This is a genomic window from Cupriavidus sp. 2SB, from assembly GCF_005503625.1.
In the GTDB taxonomy this organism is placed as follows: domain Bacteria; phylum Pseudomonadota; class Gammaproteobacteria; order Burkholderiales; family Burkholderiaceae; genus Cupriavidus.
Window position 1 is genome coordinate 1 of the sequence record NZ_SCMX01000027.1, and the last position, 21,364, is coordinate 21,364.

Consider the following 21,364-nt stretch of genomic DNA (forward strand, 5'->3'; position numbering starts at 1 on the left):
CCCTGCAAAATTCCCGCCCATACGATGTGAACATAAAAAGGTGGGTCAATGGGTCGAAGAAGAAGGGCGCCATCGCTCAGCACGGTTCTGCTGGATTCCCCTTGGTGGGTATCCGCCTTATTTGCGTTAGCTAGTTATATTGGGCTCCACACGGTCATTCCTGCCGTCTTTGCATCTAGCCCATATCTGCGCGCGATTGCCATAGCCTGCCAATCCCTGGCATGGGTGCCTGCCGCTGTGTTCAGCTTTCTGGGGCTGCTAGCCTTTCTACGTGCCCGAAAGTTTCAATCGGTAGTGCGTTCGTCGACTGGCAATGCTAGCGATTCAAGGAAAGGTCGCCCCGTTCAAGCTACCCGAGGCATCAGGCGCATTGCTAATCCAACTCCGCCGGTTACCGCCAACGCTGACGACTACGCGCCTACAAGCCACTATCCGCAAACTCCACCAGAGAAACCCACCGAATGGTCCCTGGACGCACTCAAGCAACTCGAATGGAAACGGTTTGAGCTGTTATGCGTCTGGTACTACGAAGCCATGGGTTTTACGGTGACGACGGTTCCGCATGGTGCGGATGGCGGGATCGATGCGACGTTGAGTAAGTAGGGTGTGGCTGTCCCCGTCGCTCTTGTCCAATGCAAGGCATGGCGGTCGCCGGTGAAGGTTGAGACGGCACGCCAAGCAGGTTCAGCGGGGAGTGTTCTGGTCGCTGGCCGGTTTCGTAGGTCAGCCGGTCAGGGATTATGCTGCCGAAGCTCGTATCCAGTTACTGGACGGCGCCAGCATTGTCGAGCGGATCCGGGCACTTGATCAGGACAAGCAGGCCGCCTTGTTGGCAAGGGCATTTGAAGGTGACTATCGCACGCCGACGTGTGTCGCTTGTGGCGTGAAGTTGCTGCCGCGAGAGGGGAGAGGGCGATTGTTCTGGGGTTGTCAGAACTTTTCGAAAGGCTGCCGGATCACGCTGCCGCGTGCGGCGTGATCCGTCTCGTAGAGATCGCCAAGGAAGGCGGGTTGCCCCGCCTTCTTTTAACGTTCCAGAAACAGCCTCAACTTGTCGGCGCGCGTCGGATGCTTCAACTTGCGCATTGCCTTGGCTTCAATCTGGCGGATCCGTTCACGGGTCACGTCGAATTGTTTGCCCACCTCTTCGAGCGTGTGCTCGGTGTTGGTATCCAGGCCGAAGCGCATGCGCAAGACCTTGGCCTCGCGCGGCGACAATTCGGCGAGCGCCGCTTCGATCTGTGCGCGCAGGCCGGAGAGCACTGCGGCTTCTGCTGGTGAGCTGGTTGCGCTGTCCTCGATCATGTCGCCCAGCGTCGTATCGCCTTCCTCGCCCACGGGAGTTTCCAGCGAGATAGGCTGCTTTGCGATCTTGAGGATGCCGCGCACCTTTTCCTCTGGCATTTCCATGCGTTCGGCGAGGACGGCGGGATCGGGTTCCTGACCGGTCTGCTGCAGGATTTCGCGCGAAATCCGGTTGAGCTTGTTGATCGTCTCGATCATGTGGACGGGCACACGAATGGTGCGTGCCTGATCGGCAAGCGCCCGCGTCACGGCTTGGCGAACCCACCACGTCGCATATGTCGAGAATTTCCACCCGCGCCGGTATTCAAACTTGTCCACCGCCTTCATCAGGCCGATATTGCCTTCCTGAATCAGGTCCAGGAACTGCATGCCACGGTTGACGTATTTCTTCGCAATGGAAATAACCAGCCGCAGGTTGGCTTCGATCATTTCGCGCTTGGCCTGCCGCATTGTCTTCTCGGCGGCACTCATCTGGCGGTTGATCTGTTTCAACTGCTTCAGGGGCAGCGCGACCTGCGCTTCGATGTCGACGAGTTTCTGCTGGTTCGCCTGAATGGATGGCAGGTGGCGCTCGAGCGCTGGGCCAAACTGTTTGGACGAAGCGGCTGCGCGGCTAGTCCATTCGAGGTCGGTTTCATGACCGGGGAAGGACTCGATAAACGCTTCACGGGGCATGCCGCAACGTTCGACGGCAATTTCCAGGATGCTGCGTTCGATGGTGCGCACCTCGGCAACCTTGTCGTGCACGCTCGCACACAGACGGTCGATCATCTTGGCCGTAAAGCGGATCGGTGCGAGTTCACGCTGGATTTCCGCGCGCAAGTCCGCAATGGCTGCAGAGCGCGCTTTACCGGAGACCACCCCGTCGGGCACTTGATCGAACAAGGCACGCACGCGCGCGAAAATGGCGAGACTGTCGGTCGCAAGCTGTTCCAGGCGGGCGGCGTTCGCTTTTTCTGAATCGCCGGCGCCAGCATCGTCATCGTCGTCGTCCGACGCGTCGTCGCTGGACTCGGAGGTATCGGCGTCGGCATCGACTTCGGCAGACGACTCGTCGGACGCGAGCGTCGTGATGTCCCCCGCGTCCGTGGCGTCGGTGATACCGTCAACAAGTTCGTCGATGCGTAACTCGCCGGCGACGACGCGGTCCACATCGGTCAGGATCATGGACACCACGGACGGGCAGGCCGCGATGGCTTGAATCATGTCCTGCAGACCGCTCTCGATCCGCTTGGCGACCTCAATCTCTCCCGCGCGGGTCAGCAATTCGCTGGAACCCATTTCACGCATGTACATGCGGACGGGATCCGTGGTGCGGCCGAACTCGGAGTCGACGGTCGACAGTGCAGCCTCCGCCTCTTCGTCCGCCTGGTCGTCGGATGCGGTAGTCGGGGCGGCGTCGCTCAGCAGCAACGTTTCCGCGTCTGGCGTCTGTTCGTAGACGGCCACGCCCATGTCACTGAACGTGCTGACGATGGTGTCCATCGCTGCCGGCGTCACGTTGTCCGGCAGATGGTCGTTGATATCCGCGTGGGTGAGGTAGCCGCGCTCGCGTCCAAGGGCGATCAGCGTGCGCATCTGGCTCTGACGCTCCGCGTCCAGGCGGGCGCTGGATGCGCTGTCCGCAGGCGTGGCTACCGCCTGGGCCTTGCCCGCAGTCTTGCGGCGACTGGGCTGTGCGCTGCTTGGAATCGAGTTCGAAGCGTCAACGTCACGATCCGGATGAGTCAATACATACTCCTAGGCGGGCGCCAGATAGTTTCGCGGTGTACGTCGGTGCTCGACGTCGCGGGCCACCTACCGCTGCACGGGGTCAGCAAGGCGAGGGGCTTTCTGCAGGTTCTGCAGTGTGCGCGAAAAATTGGAATCGCGCATGATACTGGTCGGGATGATGCAGTGCAATATGGGTGTGGATAAAGCGTCAAGTCTTGTTGGCATTTCCCACGAATTTCAACAAGCGGTAGCGGGCAGCCCCTTTATTCATCAGTTCGGCGCCACATATGGTGACGTCGGAAGCATGTTTTGTCCCGGCTACCCGGTCCATGCGCCCCAATTTGTCTCCGGCATTCCGCGCGGCGGAAGTCGGGGTGCTCGGCGGCGAAACGAGTGCCAGGCTGCACTTTTTTCAAAAAAATGGAACTTGATCGGGGACCGCGTCGGATGGCCTGTTGGTCCTAGTCCACCGAAACGACGATGGCCACGCGACGGTTTTCTGCGCGGCCGGAAGCGGTTCGATTGTCCGCAATGGGCATTGTCTTGCCGAAGCCGCGCACGTGAATCCGCTCCTGGGAGTATCCGACGCTGTTGAGCACGCGGGCCACTGCCGTGGCTCGACGCACCGACAACTTCTGGTTGTATTCCTCGCTCCCGGCATCGTCCGTATGGCCATTGATCTGGAGATCGGAAATTCCGGCATCGGCGAGTAGACGTCCTAGCCGTAACAGCGGCGCCTGATGTTCGGAGGAAATGGTGTACTCATCAAAACCAAAAAGTACCTTTTCCGATAGCCCCAGTTCCCAGCCGTTCTCGGTGAGCTTGAACCCTTCATTCTGCAAAAGGGCAATCTGAACGGGTGTCAGCTTCCCGGTTTGCGATTCGTGTGTCGCGCAGCCAATCAGCGGAAGGACGGTCAACGACACGATGGATAACAACGCGCGGCGACGTGGTGACGAGGTCAAGCGAAGGGGCATATTCGGTTTGAGCAAAATCGATGCGGCGCTATTTTATACGTCTGCAGAAGAGGAGGTAGCGTTGCGCCACGTCCCCCGCGCATCGCGTTTAGCCTCATACATGGCGGCGTCGGCGGCGTCCAGCAGCGATTCGGCGGACCGGGCGTGAATGGGGAATACCGCCAGGCCAATGCTCAGGCCAGCCCGAACCGTTTTGGTTGGCGAAATTGAAAATGGCGCGCTCATCGCGGAAATAATGTTCTCGGCCACTTTCACCGCGTCTTGAGGCTGGCGCAGCGTGCGGATCAGCACCGCGAACTCGTCGCCGCCCAGGCGTGCGACGGCATCGCTCTCGCGCACGCAGCTGTGCAGACGCTTGGCAATCTCGACGAGCACGGTGTCGCCGGCTGCATGGCCATGAAGATCGTTGATCGACTTGAATTCGTCGCTGTCCAGATAGAGGACGGCGCTGAAATGCGCCTCGTCTGCCGCCGTCGCTATGGCGGTTTCAAGCGACTGCATGAATGTGGAACGATTCAGCAGGCCGGTCAGTCCATCGCGGGTGGCTTGAAGCGCAAGCGCGCTGTTTTCACTCTGCAACTGGTTTTGCCAGCTTTCGAGTTCAGCAAGCAATGCGTTGAAGTCTGCAGACAGCTCATTCAATTCGGCGATGCGCGCCGCGGGAAGTCTGCGTGCAAATGCGCGTTCCGATCGTACGGCATGTGCGATGTGCATGAGCTGCTTGAGGGGTGCCACGATATCGCGCATCATCCGGCGCGACACATAATGCGCTGCCACGGCCGTCAACAGCAGACAAATCAAGAGGCCTTGAGCCCCCTGCAGAAGGAAGAATACGAATGCGGTCGGGTCGCCTGACACGCGCACGGTGCCCACGGGCTGGTTTGCGCTCGTAACAGTGAGTTCAACGGGCCGGGGTGTCAGCCAGTTTCCAAGTATCTGGCGGACGGGGGACGAAGACGTTCCAGGCGTTCGGTGCCAATCGGCGAGCACCTTCCCGTCAACATCCAGCACCAGGACGTCAGCGACATTCTCATTGGCAGAAATGGCCGTCAGGGAAGCCAGGGTGGCCTCCTGGTCCCGAAAGACCACGGCGGCTTCCACCGTGTAGCTGATGGAGCGGGCCACCAGTTGCAGATTGTGGTCCGCGTAGGCACGTAGCGCGGTCAGGCCGACGATCGTGAGTGAAATGCCGGCTGTCAGCACGGCAATCAGCGCGACACTGAGGTGGGCACGCCGTAGCGCGCCATACAAGGTAGGGCGCTCTGCCTGGCCGGCGTCCACGGCCCGGGAGGGAGGGGAACGCTCAGGGGTCCGTGTCCGGCGGAAGATTCTCATCGCGCCTTCGTGGTGCGCCGACCCAACTGCAGCACGCCCGGGTGTACACGAATGCCGCTACGGGCGATCGAGTCAAGATTGATGCGGAACGATGTGTGATCTTCGCGGATGTCTAAACAAAACATACTGCCAACCTCACAGGCCTGGTCTCGCTCAACAATAATCAGAACAGGCTTACCAATAAGTTCGGAGACCAACGCTCTTCGCCGGTTGTCCGCGAGATCGAGCAGATACACGGCATCGCATTGGGATACCGCAGGCGTGTCCAGGGTATTGAGAATCTGCGCTGCGATAAATCGCCCGTTTGAAATGGGCTGTCCGTTGACCCCGGCATAAACGTCGTCTGCCGCGCTATCCACGCAGACGCGTACGGTAGGTCCCCCTGTCGGCCAGCGAGCGTAGCTCACGAGATTGAGCACCACACGCGAAACCGCCAGGCGTGGGTCGCTGTCCAGTTGCGCCGATACGGTATCCGGCGTCTGGGTCGACGAGGCTGTATGAACCGCGCTTGCGGCTGGAGGGGCCACCAGAATCATCGCGATCCACATGGCGGCAACCAGATACGGGAAACGAGGGGGCAAGGTCGAACAATGTGAAAACGTGCCGAAGGAACGCTTGCGACTTTCGAGGGACGAAAGATGCGCCCGAATTCTAACGGAAGCTGCCCTTCTTAAGTGGGGAGGAAGTCGCTTTCCCATGCGAGGCAGGTAGCGTCCATACCTGTACCTACCTTGACCGTCGTCACGCCATGTGACGAACGTGCATTGCACCAGGGTTTCGTGGTGCTACATTCCCCGCCTGCCACGAAGACACAGTTCGGGACTTGCACGTGAATTCGACGTGCCCGACACCGCGATCATGAAGAAAATCCTGCTTTTGAGTGTCAGTGCCGGCGCGGGTCACATGCGCGCGGCGGAAGCCATCCGCGCGTTTGCCAATGAACTGCCCACCGGCATCGGCGCTGAACATCTTGATGTGATGGATTTCGTACCATCCGGCTTCCGTGCCTTGTACACCGATTTCTATATCAAGCTGGTCAGCAATCAGCCCGCATTGTGGGGTTACCTGTACCAGAAGACGGATGAAGCGGCGTCCGACGCCTGGGGCCAGAAAATGCGCCGCGCGGTCGAGAGCTTGAATTGCCGTGCCTTACTGGCTGAAATCCGGCGTCAGCGCCCGGACGCGATTATCTGCACGCACTTCCTGCCAGCCGAGCTGCTATCGCGCGAGATAGCAATAAGGCGTCTGGATGTACCGGTTTGGGTGCAGGTGACGGATTTCGATTTGCACAGCATGTGGGTCGTACCGAATATGCGAGGGTATTTCGTCGCCAATGAGGAAATTGCCTGGCGCATGCGCGAACGCGGGGTGGATGCCGCATCGGTACACGTTAGCGGTATTCCCATCATGCCTGCATTTGGCAAGCCACTCGATCGCGGTGCCTGCGCCACAGCATTTGGTATCGATCCGGGACGCACGACTTTCCTGATGATGTCGGGAGGTGCCGGGCTGGGAGGCATCGATGTCCTGGCTGCCCGTTTGCTGGCGATGGAAGGCGACTTTCAGCTCGTCGCCCTGGCGGGGAAGAATCAACAACTGCTGGAGTCGCTCCAGCGTGTCGCGGCGCAATTTCCGGGGCGGCTGTTTCCGCAAGGGTTCATGCTGGAGGTGGAGCGACTGATGGCTTGCGCCGATCTCGCCATCACCAAGCCAGGTGGACTCACCACATCCGAATGTCTGGCGATGCGGTTGCCGATGATCGTCAACTCGCCCATCCCCGGACAGGAGGATCGCAATGCCGATTTTCTGTTGGAGCAGGGCGTTGCGCTCAAGGCCATCGACGCCGCCGCGCTTGAATACCGTATCGCCAGGCTGCTCCGGGAACCCGCGCTATTGGCGGGAATGCGAGACAGGATCGCACCGTTGGGACGTCCCGATGCCGGCGCGGTTGTGCTGGATCGCGTGCTTGGACTTAAGTCTTGAGAGGTATAACCATTGCCAGGCGCGGCACACATTGCGGCGCCCGGCAATGGGCTGGGATTTCCCTCAGCCGTTAACGATTACCCGCGACCGGATAAACGCGTCGTGCTGCATCAGCTTTTCCGCCCATCCCGCAGGCGGCACAAGGCTGATATCGGTAATCGCATAACCAATATCCCCCTCCGTTTGCAGCTGCTGCGCCTCGATATTCGCGCCGATTTCGGCCAGCGCCTGGTTGAAGTGCGACAAGGTGCCGGGACGGTTGTAGTGGATATTGAGGACGCGCGCCGGGGAATCGAGCGGGTTCGGCTGGATCTGCGGCAAATTGACCGCGCCGATGGTGGCGCCGGTTTCCAGGAAATTGGCCAGTTTGGTGGCCACTTCCACGCCGATGTTTTCCTGGGCTTCCTCGGTGCTGCCGCCGACGTGGGGCGTCAGGATGACGTTGGCCTTGCCTTGCAGGGGTGAGACAAACGGGTCGGTGTTGCTGCGCGGCTCCTCGGGGAACACGTCGATGGCGGCGCCCGCGATGTGGCCTTCGTCGATCAGCTTGGCCAGCGTGTCGATATCGACGACCGTGCCGCGCGACGCATTGATCAGGATGCTGCCTTGACGCATCGATGCCAGCGCCTTGGCGTTCATCAGGTTCTTGGTCTGCGGCGTGGCGGGAACGTGCAGTGTGACAACGTCGGCGTTGGCCACGGCGTCTTCGAGCGAGTGCATCGGCACTGCGCCGCCAATCGACAGGCGTGGGCGGATGTCGTAGAACACCACGCGCATACCCATGGCTTCGGCCAGGATACCGACCTGTGCACCGATATTGCCGTAGCCGATCACGGCCATGGTCTTGCCCCGGATTTCATATGAACCCTTGGCCGTTTTTTGCCACTCGCCCACGTGCGCGGCCCGGCTTTTCTCGGGTACGCGGCGCATCAGCATGATGGCCTGGCCGATGACCAGCTCGGCCACGGAACGGGTATTCGAGAACGGTGCATTGAAGACGGGAATGCCGGCATGGGCGGCAGCGCCCAGGTCTACCTGGGAGGTGCCAATGCAGAAGCAGCCCACGGTCAGCAGCCGCTTGGCGTTGGCAAAAGTCTCGGCGGTCAGGTGCGTAGCCGAGCGGATGCCGAGCAGTTCATGGTCGCGCACGGCAGCCAACAGCGGGTCGCCGGCCAGAGCCTTGGGCTGCGTGGCGATATCGATCTGATGGCGGGTCAGCAATTGCTGGCCGCTGGCGTGGATGTTTTCTAGGAGGAGAGCGCTTGCCATGGGTGGTTGGGCGGGCTTCAGGAGTTGAGATAGCTGGTCTGGCGTCCTGTGCCGGACGCGCGAAGCCAGACGATAGCACCCCGCGAAATCCGTGCTGATGAAGGGGTCATGGCGAAAGGGCACGAAAGGCTCGCCGCTGTCATCGTACAAGTGCTTGCTAAGCATAGACTTTCATCATAGGATGTCTGACAACAATTCAAGCGGGGCACAGACCCCAGACATCAGGAGACAAGCCAAATGGATGCATTCATGACTGACGCCGAAGGCGTCAACGCAGGCCGCCGACGTCTGCTTAAGACTGGCGCCGCATTGGGCGCGGTGGTCGCAAGCGGCTCCGCACTGGCCCAGAGCTTCGAGTTCAAGGCGGCGCAGCGCTATCCCGATCCTGCCGTCGAGATCCTCGACCCGAGTTTCGCAAAGTACCGGCTGTTCAGCTCGACGGTGGAGCAGGTGGCTACCGGCTTCCGCTGGGTGGAAGGCCCGGTCTATTTTGCCGATGGCCGGTATCTGCTGTTCTCCGATATCCCGAACAACCGCATTATCAAGTTCGATGAAACGTCGAACCAGTGGAGCGTGTTCCGCTCGCCCGCCAATTTCACCAACGGGCACTGCCGGGACAAGCAGGGCCGATTAATCAGTTGCGAACACCTGACGCGCCGCGTGACGCGCACCGAGTACGACGGCTCGATCACCGTGCTGGCTGATCGCTACCAGGGCAAGCGCTTCAACTCTCCCAACGATATCGTGTGCAAGTCGGACGGCTCGCTCTGGTTCACCGATCCCCCGTTTGGCATTTCGGGGGAATGGGAAGGCGACAAGGCCGCATCGGAACTGCCGCACGCGGTCTACCGGATCGATCCGAGCGACAACAGCGTCACGCAGGTGATTGGCGACCTGAACGGTCCGAACGGGCTGGCGTTCTCTCCTGACGAGAAGAAGCTCTACGTGATCGAGTCGCGCGCCCAGCCTAACCGGCTCATGTGGGCCTACGACGTGGGTGCGGACGGCCGCCTGGGCAACAAGACCCGGTTGCTCGATGCGAACGGTCCGGGGGCGCTGGACGGCTTCAAGGTCGATATCGACGGCAACATCTGGGCAGGCTGGGGCAGCAACGGCGCGGCGGGCGCAGACCCGTCAAAGCTGGACGGCGTGCGGATTTTCAATCCGCAGGGCAAGGCCATCGGACATATTCACCTGCCGGAACGCTGTCCGAACCTGTGCTTCGGCGGCCCCAAGCGGAACCGGCTCTATATGGCCAGTAGCCACTCGGTGTACGCGCTGTATGTGGAGACCCGGGGAGCAGTCTGATTCCGAAGGGGAAGGCGACGGCGGACGCGGCTGAAATCTTTTACATCACGGGCAAAGAAGACTGAATTCCAATTGCCCGTGAATCTGCGAGGATGCTGTATTCGCCTCACAACGGGCGCCTGGCGCCCGACGCAGCCCCTTCAGGAGAGACAGCATGAAACGCGTAAGTACCGCGATTCTCGGCGCAATGGCCGCAGGCGGACTTTGGCTGTCCCCGATTGCACACGCGACGGAAGGGGCGTTGGGTCGGCCGGTGGCCGGGACCAATGTGTCGGCGAATGCGGGCGTGATTCCGGACCAGCCGGTCTGGATTGCCAATCTCCAGCAGATCTATCTGGACGGTTCGATCGACGGGGCGCGCCAGATTCCGATTGGCGGACGTACCACGGCCGGTATCGACGCCAAGGTCGCGTTGACCTTGGCCACCATCATGAAGGTCTGGGATACCGGCCCCGGCGCGTGGAATTTTGCATCGAGCTTCACGCTTCCCTATGTGTGGACCACCGTGCATACCAGCGCGACGTTCGCCGGCCCTGGTGGCGGGTCGTTCTCGCGCGGGTCGTCGGATCGTGCATCGAATCTCTACGACATCTATTTCAGTCCCATCGTCGCGGGTTATCACTTCTCGAAGACCAGCCACATGGCGTTGAGCTTCAACGTGTGGGCGCCGACCGGGCACTACGACAAGAACGCGCTGGCCAATCCCGGCTTGAACACCTGGACCTTCGTGCCCCAGGTGGCATACACGCACCTGATGCCGCAATACGGACTGGAGTTCAACGCACTGGCCGCGTTCCAGTTTTACACCCGCAATTCGGCGACCGATTACCAGAACGCGCCGTTGTTCACGTTCGATGTCATGGGTGTCAAGAAATTCGGCAACTGGGGTGCCGGTCTCGTGATGGGCACGGTGCAGCAACTCGGCAACGATTCCGGTCCGGTGGCAGATCGCCTGAACGGCTTCCGGGGACATGACTTCGCGCTGGGTCCGATCATTACCTACGACACCAAGCTCGGTGGCAAGGCGCCGTTGTCCCTGAGCCTGCGCTGGGTGCCCACGGTCAGCAGCAAGAACCGGCTGGACAGCACGGCCACGGTACAGGCGACGGCTACACTCGTATTCTGAGCGCGCCTTGTGACCTGAAACAAAGAGGCGATCTACCGCGCTGGCATCATCGAATGCAGGGTTTTTCTGACGCTGCATAGGGTGATTGCCATGAAAGTTTTTCGATTTTCCCACTTGGTGTCTGTCGCCGCGCTGGCGGGCGCCACCGCATTTGCGGGTGTGGTACATGCCGATAGCGATGGATACGGCGCTCGCGCCGCGCTGCGCACCGGAGACATCGTGCCGATCTCGCGGGTGCTGGATACGGTGACGCGTCAGTACAACGGCGACGTCATTGAAATCAAGCTCGATCGTGATCACGGCCGCTGGACCTACGAGGTTGAAATCGTGCTCCCCAATGGCGCCATTGCCGAACTGGAGTACGACGCCCGCGACCTGAAACCGCTCAGCGCGTGGGGCCACGAACTGGAAAAAGCCCGCAAGCCGGCTGGATAAGGCCACGGCATCGGGCGGGCATGGCGGCGGCGCGCCTCGGGTATCATCGCGCCTTTCGTTTTTTCTTCGCGCGTCGCTGCCGTTTCGCCTTGTCACAAGCTGTACCTCATGCCGGCACATCGATCCGCCGGCGCCAACGCCCGGCCGTTGCGCCCGCGCGTCAACTAGGTCCCCATCATTTCGCGTTCTATCGCGGTCATCTGCAAGGGTTGGAGCTTGGGCGGCTGTCTGCCCGGTATCTCGGGCAGGGTCTTGATCTGCGCCAGGCTCGCTCGACGCTAGGCTGGATCGAGGATGAACTGGCGCGCGGCGTGAGGCGTCTGGCCACACGGCCCCGTCAGGATGGCGAGGCCACCTTGCTGACGGAATCGGTTTGGCTGGCGCTGATCCGCGCCCGGCCGCAGGAAACGGCAACGGCGCGTCAGGCTCGCCAGCGCAAGCTGCTGCGCGCGCTCGATGCCTTGCAGCCTTTGCTGCTGGTGCGTCCGCTGCCGGGCGACGCCGTGGCTGGCTGGTTTATCCCTGCTGTTGCCGAGAAGCTCGTTGCCGCCGGTTGGCATACGCTTGATGCATTGCGCGCAGCCATCTCCGACGATCCGCGACAGTGGTATCGCCATGCTCGCGGAATCGGCGTAGCCACCGCGCAAGACATCGAGGCGTGGCTGCAGGATCAATCATTCGCCGTGTCGACGATGGGCTTGGCGTCCGTGGCACCGCTGGAGACGCTACGGCAGGGACCCGCACAGGCCGATGCAGCGGCCATGGAAGCCTGGCTGGATCACTATCTGCCCGAGACAAGTCATACGTGGCGAGCCTATCGCACGCAGGCGGAGCGCTTCCTGCTCTGGACGGTGCATGCGCGGGGCCGGGCACTGGCCGACCTGACTGCGGAGGATGGCAGCGCCTACACCGGCTTTCTTGCCGATCCGCAGCCTGCCGCGCAATGGGTGGGCAGGCGTGGCACACCGCGCGACCGTCCCGAATGGCGTCCGTTCGAGGGGCCGCTGTCGGCAGCAAGCGTCCGCCATGCCGTCAAGATCGTCAAGGCGTTATGCGCGTGGCTGGTGGAGCAGGGGCGATTGACAGCCAACCCGTTCCAGTCCGTGCTGCCAGCGCCGGAGCCCGCGCCACGCATCCGCGCAGAGCGCAGCTTCAGTGCGGTGCAGTGGCAGTACCTGAAAACGTTCGTCTCAACCCTCGACGCCGACGATCCTCGCACGGTTCGCCTGCGTTTCATGCTGCGATTTGCCTACGCCACCGGCTTGCGGATATCGGAACAATCCCGGGCGACCGTGGCCGATCTGCGGATGAATGACGGCTGGACGCTCGACGTGCCGGGCGCCCGCACGCGTACCGTGACGCTGCCAGAAACCGTGATCGATGCCCTGCGCGACCACATGGAAGCACGCGGCCTGGGACGCGATATCGAACGCCTGCCGGCGACGACCCCGCTGATCGGCCGTATCAAAGATGCCCTCAGCGATGCGTCGCTGTCAGTGGCGCAGGTGGCGGCCATCTGGAAGCGCTGTTTTGCACAAGCCGGCAAGTCCCTGGCGACTGGTGATGCCAAGGGCGCGGCGCAACTGGCACAGGCCAGCGCGCACTGGCTGCGTCACACGGCCGGCGCACATGCGCTGGCGCGCGGCATGAGCCGCAAAGCCGTGCAGCAGCAACTTGGCCACGCGTCGATAACGACCACCGCAGCCTATGCGGACCCCGCATTGCACTGAGCGGGCGCGTCGTCGCCACGATTTCTTTTAGATCTCCATCGAAAACTTTTCATTCCCTGCGCAAGGGCCTGCCGCCCATACTCTGCGAGTCATATGGGCCGGGCGCGCCGCATTGGCGCCGGCGCTGTTAACGGTACGGAATGGAGAACATGGTCATGGACGGAAATGGGAAGGCCGCGCTGGGTTGGATGAAGGGTCGGACAACGCGTAGGTCGGGCGCGCTGGCAGCGGCGGCAATCGCCGCTTCGTTGCTTGGGGCACTGGGCGGTTGTGCATCGGGCACGGATGCCACGAGCGCGAGCGAAAGCCAGGCCATTCAGGCCACCGCACGCGCGAGTGCCACGGCGCTGCCGTCCTGGCGCGATAGCAAATCCCGTCAGGACATCGTGAATTTCGTGGAACGGGTCACGCGGCAGGGCTCGCCTGACTTCGTGCCGCCCGCCGAGCGCATCGCCGTATTCGACAACGACGGCACGCTCTGGAGCGAGCATCCGCTGTACTTCCAGTATTTCTTCCTGCTCGACCAGGTGAAGGCTGCCGCGCCGCAGCATCCCGAATGGAAAAACGATCCGGCGTTCAAGGCGATCATGGCGAACGATATCGCTGGCGCCGCCAAGGAAGAAAAACGCCTGTTGAGCCTGATTGCGCAAGTCAGCGGCGGCATGACCGTGGATGCGTACGACAAGACCATCCGCAACTGGCTCGACACTGCCCGGCATCCCACGCTCAATCGTCGCTTCACCGATCTGGTTTATCAGCCGCAACTGGAACTGATGAATTACCTGCGCGCGAACGGGTTCAAGACCTTCATCGTGTCGGGCGGCACGCTCGAATTCATGCGGCCGTGGTCCGAGCGGGTGTACGGCATTCCGCCCGAGCAGGTGGTGGGTTCGACCTACGGCATCACCTACACCATGCGCGACGGCCAGATGACACTGGTGCGCGGACCAAAGATCGAATTCATCAATGATGGCCCGGGCAAGCCGGTGGGCATCTATCGACATATTGGCCGGCGCCCGATCCTGGCCGTCGGGAATTCGGACGGCGACCTGCAGATGCTGCAGTACACCATGGCCGGTGCCGGGCCACGCATGGCAGTGCTCGTGCATCACGACGACGCCCAGCGCGAGTTTGCCTATGACCGCAAGACCTCGATCGGCACGCTCGACAAGGCGCTGGACGAAGCCGGCAAGAAGGGTTGGACCGTGATCAGCATGAAGCAGGACTGGAGCCAGATCTATCCGGCTGCGCGACCCTGAGCGATGGGCCAGGCGCGGCATGTGGTGCGGAATCCTCCACAAAAAAAGCGTAGCGCCTGCCGCGCGCGATTTACCAAATAATTTAATTCACTCGCTCTCACGTTCAAGAAAGTGTGACTTCTGATTGTGCTGGTCATCTGACATGATTTCTTTGCCCGCACAGGGGCAGGTGGCTTGTACGTCAGGAGGCTTCGCCGATGAGGGGACGCGCTGTAGAGGGTGGTCAGCACGCAGGACGTAGCCGCAGTCGGCGCATTCTCGTCGGCGCGCTGCTTTGCTTCGGCGTCGCAGCGGGCGCCGGTGCCAGCTACTGGTATGCGCAAGGCCGGACGCCAGTGGCGCAGGCCATCCTTGTAGGCGATGGCAAGACGGGGCCGGCCGGCATGGTGCGCGTGCCCGGTGGCGAATTCCTGATGGGCAGCGACAGCAAGATGGCGCAGCCCAACGAAAAACCCGCACACAAGGTGCAGGTCCACGCCTTCTGGATGGACCAGCATCACGTCACCAATGCCGAGTTCCGCAAGTTCGTCGAGGCAACCGGCTACGTGTCGACGGCGGAGCGTAAGCCTGACTGGGAAACGCTGCGCGTCCAGTTGCCTCCCGGCACGCCCCGTCCGCCCGATAGCGCGATGGTGGCAGGCGGCATGGTCTTTGTCGGCACGGCACGGCCTGTGCCATTGCAGGACTACTCGCGCTGGTGGCGCTATGTGCCGGGCGCCAACTGGCGTCATCCGGCGGGCCCCGGCAGCTCCATCGAAGGCAAGGACAACCATCCCGTGGTGCAAGTCTCGTACGAGGATGCGCAAGCCTATGCCAAATGGATCGGCAAGCGACTACCTACCGAGGCGGAGTGGGAGTTTGCCGCGCGAGGCGGGCTGGAGCAGGCCACCTACGCCTGGGGCGACCAGTTCGCGCCCGATGGCAAGCAGATGGCGAATGTCTGGCAGGGCCAGCAAAGCCAGCCGTTTCCTGTGATCAGCCCCAAGGCCGGCGGTGCCCTTGGCACCAACCCCGTCGGCACGTTCCCATCTAACGGCTATGGCCTGTCCGACATGACGGGGAATGCGTGGCAATGGGTGGCCGACTGGTATCGCGCCGACCAGTTCCGGCGCGAAGCCGTCAGGGCGCAGCCCATATCGAATCCAGACGGCCCAGGGGCGTCATGGGACCCTTCCGAGCCAGGTGTGCCGGTCACCGCGCCCAAGCGTGTGACGCGGGGCGGCTCCTTCCTCTGCAACGAAGACTATTGCCTGAGTTATCGACCCAGCGCGCGGCGCGGGACCGATCCGTACAACAGCATGTCGCACCTGGGGTTCCGTCTGGTGCTCGACGAAGGGCGCTGGGCCGAGATGCAGAGGCAGGCGCCGATTGCCATGGGTGCAGGGGCGGGGCCGACGGAACGTTAGCGCTGTGCCACGCCTCGCATGCTGCATGCAGGTTGAAACCGCTGGACTACCGGGAGCATGAATTGAAAAGACGAATGGTGACATCCTCGGCAAGGAGTGGGGCGCGCCTTGCGATGGTGGCCGCTGCGGTTGCCATCATGGCAATCGCCGGCTGCAAGAAGGCGGACGAGTCCGCGAAACAGGCCCCGGCCGCGCAGTCGCCAACCCCGGCCGCTGCTACCGCGCCGGCGACTCCCGCGACCACCGTGCCGGCCCAGCCGCCAGCGCAGTCCAATCTCCCAGTCGCGCCAGATGCGGCCTCCGCGCCCACTGCCCTCAACACCTCGGGCAAGAAGCCCAACATCCTGGTGATCTTTGGCGATGACATCGGCCAGACCAACATCAGCGCCTACAGCATGGGCGTGCTGGGCTACCGTACGCCGAACATCGACCGCATCGCCCGTGAAGGGATGATGTTCACGGACTACTACGCCGAGAACAGCTGCACGGCGGGCCGCTCGTCGTTCATCACCGGCCAGTCCCCGCTGCGCACCGGCTTGTCCAAGGTGGGCGCGCCCGGCGCCACCGTGGGCCTGCAGGCACGGGACGTGACCATTGCCGAAGCGCTCAAGCCGCTGGGCTATGCCACCGGACAGTTTGGCAAGAACCACCTTGGTGATCGTGACGAGTACCTGCCCACGAAGCACGGCTTCGACGAGTTCTACGGCAACCTGTATCACCTGAATGCCGAGGAAGAACCGCAGCGCCCGTACTGGCCCAAGGACAAGAACGATCCGTTCGTGAAGAACTTCTCGCCGCGTGGCGTGCTGCACTCCACGGCAGACGGCAAGATCGAGGACACCGGGCCGCTGACCACCAAGCGCATGGAGACCATCGACGACGAGACGACGGACGCGGCGCAGAAGTTCATCACCAAGCAGGTGCAGGCGGACAAGCCGTTCTTTGTCTGGATGAACACCACGCGCATGCACGCCTATACCCATGTGCGGGAGTCGATGCAGGGCCAGAGCGGCATGCCGGGCAACGAGTATGCCGATGGCATGATGGAACACGACGGCGATGTGGGCAAGCTGCTCAAGACGCTGGACGACCTGAAGGTGGCGGATAACACCATCGTTATCTACACCACCGACAATGGTCCTAACCAGTGGTCCTGGCCAGACGCTGCCACCACGCCGTTCCGCAGCGAAAAGGACACCAACTGGGAAGGCGCGTTCCGCGTGCCGGCCATGGTCCGGTGGCCGGGCAAGATCAAGCCGGGCACGGTCAGCAACGAGATGTTCTCGGGTCTGGACTGGTTCCCGACGCTGCTGGCTGCGGTGGGCGATGGCGATGTCAAGGACCGGCTGCTCAAGGGCGCCTCGCTGGGCAGCAAGAACGCCAAGGTCCATCTGGATGGCTTCAACCAATTGCCCTACCTGACGGGGCAGACCAACACGGGTGCGCGCAACGAGTTCTATTACTTCAACGACGACGGCGTACTAGTGGCGATGCGTTACCAGAACTGGAAAGTCGTGTTCTGCGAGCAGACTACGCCGGGCGGCTTCCAGGTCTGGCAAGACCCGTTCAAATGCCTGCGCGTGCCCAAGGTCTTCAACCTGCGCATGGACCCGTACGAGCGCGCGGATATCGTCTCTGATCAGTACAACGACTGGCTCGCCAAGAATGTCTATCTGACGGAGATCGCGACAATGAGAGCTGCGGCGTTCCTGGAGACTTTCGTCACCTATCCGCCGAGCCAGCGTCCGGCCAGCTTCAGCATCGATCAGATACGGGAAGATGTCGACCGGAGGATCGCGGAGGGGGCCAAGAAGAAATGATGGCTTGCGTGTTCGTCATCGGGCCGTCCTGTCGTGACGGCAGTTGAAACAGGCGAAGGCCCGCGCTTGCGCGGGCCTTCGCACGAATGATCCAGTTCATGATCGAATCCCATGCGGCGGCGGGCAGCCTCCACGGAAAGCGTGGTCGGCGGGGGCAATCGGCAGGCGCCGATATACGGACATCCACGGCGGTGCGGCGGGACGGTACGGCCGATCCGATGTGGCGCTGGGCAACCGTCCTCCTGTTTGCGTCCGGCACGGCCGGACTGACTTACCAGATCGTGTGGATTCGCCAGTTGTCACTGGTAGTCGGTGTCGATGTCCACGCGGTGACCACGGCGGTGAGCGCGTTCTTTGCCGGTCTCGCGCTGGGCGGATGGCTGATTGGCCGAATCGCCGATCGCCACGCCGATCCGATGCGGCTCTATGCCTGGCTGGAGGTAGCGGTGCTGGTGCTGGGCATCGGTGCCACGGTGGCGTTGGCGCATGCCGCCATGCCGTTCGCGTGGCTGGAGCAGCGCACGGGCTGGTTCGCGTGGGTCATCCCGTTCGTTCTGGTGATCCTGCCCGCTGCCGCCATGGGCGGGACACTGCCGGCCCTGATGCGCGTGGTGATGCGGGATGGCTCGGGCGTCAGCACGCATGGCGGCCGGCTGTATGCCGCCAACACGGCGGGCGCGATTGCCGGCACGCTGCTGGCCGGGTTTGTGCTGGTGCCGCTACTGGGCATCCTCGGCAGCGCCGTGGCGGCGGGTTTGCTCAATGGGGTAGCTGCGCTGGTGGCATGGCGACTGGCCGGGCGCGCTCATGCAGGGACGGCCCCCGTCCAGGCAGATCCGTCGGTGGCGGGCGTCACGAGGGGCGACGTTGCCAGCGGGAAGTTGGCGCTGCTCCTGTATGCCGCCGCTGGCGGGATTGCGCTGGGCTACGAGGTGGTCTGGTCGCAGGCCATCGTGCAATTTCTCAGTACGCGGACCTTCGCCTTTACCGTGGTGCTGGCAACGTATCTGGCCGGGCTGGCGATTGGCAGCGCGCTGGCCGCACGTCATGCCGGGCGCGTGCGCGATCCGTGGGGCGTGTTCGGCCTGCTGGTGGCCGCTGCCGGGCTGGTGGCACTGCTCGAATTCGTGCTGCTGGGCGAGTGGTTGCTGCGCGCACAGGGCAGCCTGTCCGCCTGGGTGCAGGGCCTGACGGCCAGCCCGTTGATGGCGGCTTGCGCCAGCTTTGCGCTGGCAGCGGTGTCCGTGGTGTTCGTCCCCACCTTGCTGCTGGGCGCGGCATTCCCGTTCGTGCTGCGGGTCAGTGTCGACGCCCGTCGCGTCGGCTCAGGCGTGGGCGCCGTCGTGGCACTCAATACGTTGGGTGGTATCGCTGGCACGGTGCTGGCCGGCTTCGTGCTGGTGCCGCAACTCGGGTTGGTCAGGACGATGTCGGTGCTGGCGGTGGCGGCATCGGTCATCGGCATCACGGCGGTTGCGCTGGGCCGTGACGTGCGACCCATGGCACGCTGGGCAGTGCCGATGCTTGGCGTACTGGCGGTGATCGCCGCCGCGATGGCCCCGGTGGACCGGCTCGCCTCGTTGCTGGCGCGTGCTCGCGGCGGCGAACTGGTGTTCTACGAGGAAGGGCGCGGCGCCACCGTGGCGGTGGTGGAGCAGACGTCTTCGCAGAATCGCTTCAAGCGCCTCTATATCCAGGGTGTATCGAATTCCGGCGATGCGATGACGTCGCTGCGCTATATGCGATTGCAGGCGCTGTTGCCGCTGATCGTTCACAACGGCACGCCCAAATCCACGCTGGTGATCGGCCTGGGCACCGGCATCACGGCGGGTGCCACGCTGGCGTGGCCGGGGCTGGATCACCGCGTGGTGGCCGAGCTGCTGCCGCCTGTGGCGCGCGCGGCTTCACAGTTCGCGGGTAATTTTGGCGTGGCGGACGATCCACGCATGGACATCCGCTTGCGCGATGGCCGGCGCGAACTGCTGCGCAGCGCCCAGCAATATGACCTGATCACGCTGGAGCCGCCGCCCCCGTCGGCGGCAGGCGTGGTGAATCTCTACTCGACCGATTTCTATCGACTTGCGGCCGCGCGGCTGCAACCGGGCGGGCTGGTAGCGCAGTGGCTGCCGTTGCCGACGCAGAACAACGAAGACACGCGCATGCTGGTGCGCAGTTTTCTGGACGTGTTTCCCCACGCCATGCTCTGGACCACCGAGCTGCACGAAATGATGCTGGTGGGTTCGATGTCGCCGATCACGCTGGATGTGGCACAGATTCGCGCGCGCTTTGCGCAGCCGCAGGTGGCGGCGGCGTTGCAGGCCGTGGGCATACGCTCGCCCGAGGCGCTACTGGCAACCTGGGTGACGGATCGTGCCGGACTGGACTGGTACGCGGCCGATGCCCCCGCCGTGACCGACGACCGTCCCCGCATCGAGTACGCGGGCTGGGTGCGGCGGGATGCGTTCCCCGAAACGTTATCGGCACTGCTGGCGTTGCAGAGCGAGCCGCCGCTGGCCGGTGCCGATGACAACCTCTGGCGCACGCTGCGGCACGAGCGCGAAGTGCTGCACACCTTCTACCGCGCTGGGCTCGATGCCTATCGTGGCGACCGCGAAGCGTGGGCCAGCCATATCACGCAGGCCGTGCGGGCCGATCCCGACAACCCTTACTACGCGTGGTTCGTGGGCGGCAGATCCGCACGGGCAGAGCCGGGGAGGAAGCCATGACTACGCGCGACGATGTACTGGCGCTGCAACAGCGCATGGGCGAATCCATCGTGGGCCAGCAGCGCATGATCGAACGTCTGCTGCTGGGCTTGCTGGCTGACGGACACCTGCTGGTGGAAGGGCTGCCCGGTCTGGCCAAGACTCGCGCGATCAAGATGATGGCGCGCAACCTCGATGCCAGCCTGTCGCGCATCCAGTTCACGCCGGACCTGCTGCCTGCGGACATCACGGGTTCCGAGGTGTATGTCTCCGAGGGCGGCAAGAGCGAGTTCCGTTTCCAGCGCGGTCCGATCTTTGCGAATCTGGTGCTGGCCGACGAAGTCAATCGTTCACCGGCCAAGGTGCAGGCCGCATTGCTCGAAGCCATGGAAGAGCGTCAGGTCACGGTGGGCGGCACCACGCACAAGCTGGAGCCGCTGTTTCTGGTGATGGCGACGCAGAACCCGATCGAGCAGGAGGGCACCTATCCACTCCCCGAGGCCCAGATGGACCGGTTCCTGATGCATATCGGCGTGGGCTATCCGGAGGCGGATGCCGAGGCCGATATCGTCCGGCTGGCGCGGCAGGAGGAAGCCGGGGCCGGGGCGAGTGGTCAGGCGCAAGCGATACGGCTGGCGCCGGCCACGATCTTCTCGGCGCGGGCGGAGATCCACGAGGTACATGTCAGCGACGCCGTGGCGCGTTACGAGGTGGCACTGGTGCAGGCCACGCGTACCCCCGCGCCGGTGGATGACGACCTCGACAAGTGGATCCAGATCGGCGTGAGTCCACGCGGATCGATCGGGCTGGACAAGGTGTCGCGTGCCTACGCGTGGTTGCACGGACGGGATTTCGTGACGCCCGAGGACGTACAGGCGGTGGTGCACGACGTCTTTCGGCATCGGCTCATCCTGTCATACGAGGCGCACGCCGCTGGCATTGGTGCCGATGCCGTGCTCGACCGCCTGGTGCAGCGGGTGGCGGTGGCGTGAA

Annotated in this window: 17 protein-coding genes; 12 read left to right on the forward strand and 5 right to left on the reverse strand. The window is 62.9% G+C overall.

The genetic code is table 11. The features are described from left to right. The first annotated feature begins 534 nt into the window (after positions 1 to 534). Together FFS21_RS32490 and FFS21_RS32495 are read left to right on the forward strand one after the other, a co-directional pair. Positions 535 to 603 (forward strand): restriction endonuclease, encoded by a 69-nt coding sequence (locus tag FFS21_RS32490; RefSeq protein WP_249359409.1) that lies wholly within the window; start codon positions 535 to 537, stop codon positions 601 to 603. 91 nt (positions 604 to 694) lie between these two features. Beyond that, a complete protein-coding gene (locus FFS21_RS32495; protein WP_249359397.1) occupies positions 695 to 979 on the forward strand; it encodes a hypothetical protein in 285 nt (94 codons plus the stop codon). A 47-nt stretch (positions 980 to 1,026) separates the two neighbouring features. On the opposite strand, the gene rpoD is transcribed toward FFS21_RS32495, so the two are convergent. The 4 genes from rpoD to yfiR all read right to left on the reverse strand — a co-directional run bounded on the left by rpoD (position 1,027) and on the right by yfiR (position 5,878). Beyond that, complete coding sequence (gene rpoD, locus FFS21_RS14720; protein WP_237380535.1) at positions 1,027 to 2,883, reverse strand: RNA polymerase sigma factor RpoD; 1,857 nt, start codon at positions 2,881 to 2,883, stop codon at positions 1,027 to 1,029. Positions 2,884 to 3,479: 596 nt separating this feature from the next. After that, complete coding sequence (gene yfiB, locus FFS21_RS14725) at positions 3,480 to 3,995, reverse strand: outer membrane lipoprotein YfiB (protein WP_137925530.1); 516 nt, start codon at positions 3,993 to 3,995, stop codon at positions 3,480 to 3,482. A 33-nt stretch (positions 3,996 to 4,028) separates the two neighbouring features. Further along, entirely contained in the window at positions 4,029 to 5,246 is a 1,218-nt protein-coding gene (gene dgcN, locus FFS21_RS14730) for a diguanylate cyclase DgcN/YfiN (protein WP_249359399.1), read from the reverse strand. Between the two features lie 80 nt (positions 5,247 to 5,326). Beyond that, positions 5,327 to 5,878: a regulatory sequestration protein YfiR gene (gene yfiR, locus FFS21_RS14735; protein ID WP_171020416.1), complete on the reverse strand. Its 552-nt coding sequence runs from the start codon at positions 5,876 to 5,878 to the stop codon at positions 5,327 to 5,329. A 310-nt stretch (positions 5,879 to 6,188) separates the two neighbouring features. Here yfiR and FFS21_RS14740 point away from each other — a divergent pair, with 310 nt between their 5' ends. After that, positions 6,189 to 7,313 (forward strand): MGDG synthase family glycosyltransferase, encoded by a 1,125-nt coding sequence (locus FFS21_RS14740; protein WP_137925533.1) that lies wholly within the window; start codon positions 6,189 to 6,191, stop codon positions 7,311 to 7,313. 63 nt (positions 7,314 to 7,376) lie between these two features. On the opposite strand, the gene serA is transcribed toward FFS21_RS14740, so the two are convergent. After that, entirely contained in the window at positions 7,377 to 8,582 is a 1,206-nt protein-coding gene (serA, locus tag FFS21_RS14745; protein WP_137925534.1) for a phosphoglycerate dehydrogenase, read from the reverse strand. A gap of 237 nt (positions 8,583 to 8,819) precedes the next feature. On the opposite strand from serA, the gene FFS21_RS14750 reads away from it, so the two are divergent. From FFS21_RS14750 to FFS21_RS14790, 9 genes are all read left to right on the forward strand, one after another. Then, a complete protein-coding gene (locus tag FFS21_RS14750) occupies positions 8,820 to 9,890 on the forward strand; it encodes an SMP-30/gluconolactonase/LRE family protein (RefSeq protein WP_237380532.1) in 1,071 nt (356 codons plus the stop codon). A 154-nt stretch (positions 9,891 to 10,044) separates the two neighbouring features. Then, on the forward strand, positions 10,045 to 11,016 hold the full coding sequence (locus FFS21_RS14755) for a SphA family protein (protein ID WP_137925535.1): 972 nt from the start codon (positions 10,045 to 10,047) through the stop codon (positions 11,014 to 11,016). Positions 11,017 to 11,106: 90 nt separating this feature from the next. Then, positions 11,107 to 11,451, forward strand: a complete 345-nt coding sequence (locus tag FFS21_RS14760) for a PepSY domain-containing protein (RefSeq protein WP_137925536.1) — start codon at positions 11,107 to 11,109, stop codon at positions 11,449 to 11,451. A gap of 89 nt (positions 11,452 to 11,540) precedes the next feature. Continuing rightward, positions 11,541 to 13,181, forward strand: a complete 1,641-nt coding sequence (locus FFS21_RS14765; protein ID WP_249359401.1) for a site-specific integrase — start codon at positions 11,541 to 11,543, stop codon at positions 13,179 to 13,181. 188 nt (positions 13,182 to 13,369) lie between these two features. Next, positions 13,370 to 14,440: an HAD family hydrolase gene (locus tag FFS21_RS14770; RefSeq protein ID WP_502705178.1), complete on the forward strand. Its 1,071-nt coding sequence runs from the start codon at positions 13,370 to 13,372 to the stop codon at positions 14,438 to 14,440. 197 nt (positions 14,441 to 14,637) lie between these two features. Then, positions 14,638 to 15,846: a formylglycine-generating enzyme family protein gene (locus FFS21_RS14775; RefSeq protein ID WP_137925538.1), complete on the forward strand. Its 1,209-nt coding sequence runs from the start codon at positions 14,638 to 14,640 to the stop codon at positions 15,844 to 15,846. A gap of 74 nt (positions 15,847 to 15,920) precedes the next feature. Continuing rightward, entirely contained in the window at positions 15,921 to 17,666 is a 1,746-nt protein-coding gene (locus tag FFS21_RS14780) for an arylsulfatase (protein ID WP_249359403.1), read from the forward strand. Between the two features lie 98 nt (positions 17,667 to 17,764). After that, complete coding sequence (locus FFS21_RS14785; RefSeq protein WP_137925539.1) at positions 17,765 to 20,392, forward strand: fused MFS/spermidine synthase; 2,628 nt, start codon at positions 17,765 to 17,767, stop codon at positions 20,390 to 20,392. Continuing rightward, positions 20,389 to 21,363: an AAA family ATPase gene (locus FFS21_RS14790; RefSeq protein ID WP_137925540.1), complete on the forward strand. Its 975-nt coding sequence runs from the start codon at positions 20,389 to 20,391 to the stop codon at positions 21,361 to 21,363. The genes FFS21_RS14785 and FFS21_RS14790 overlap by 4 nt, the downstream gene beginning before the upstream one ends. Position 21,364: the final 1 nt, after the last annotated feature.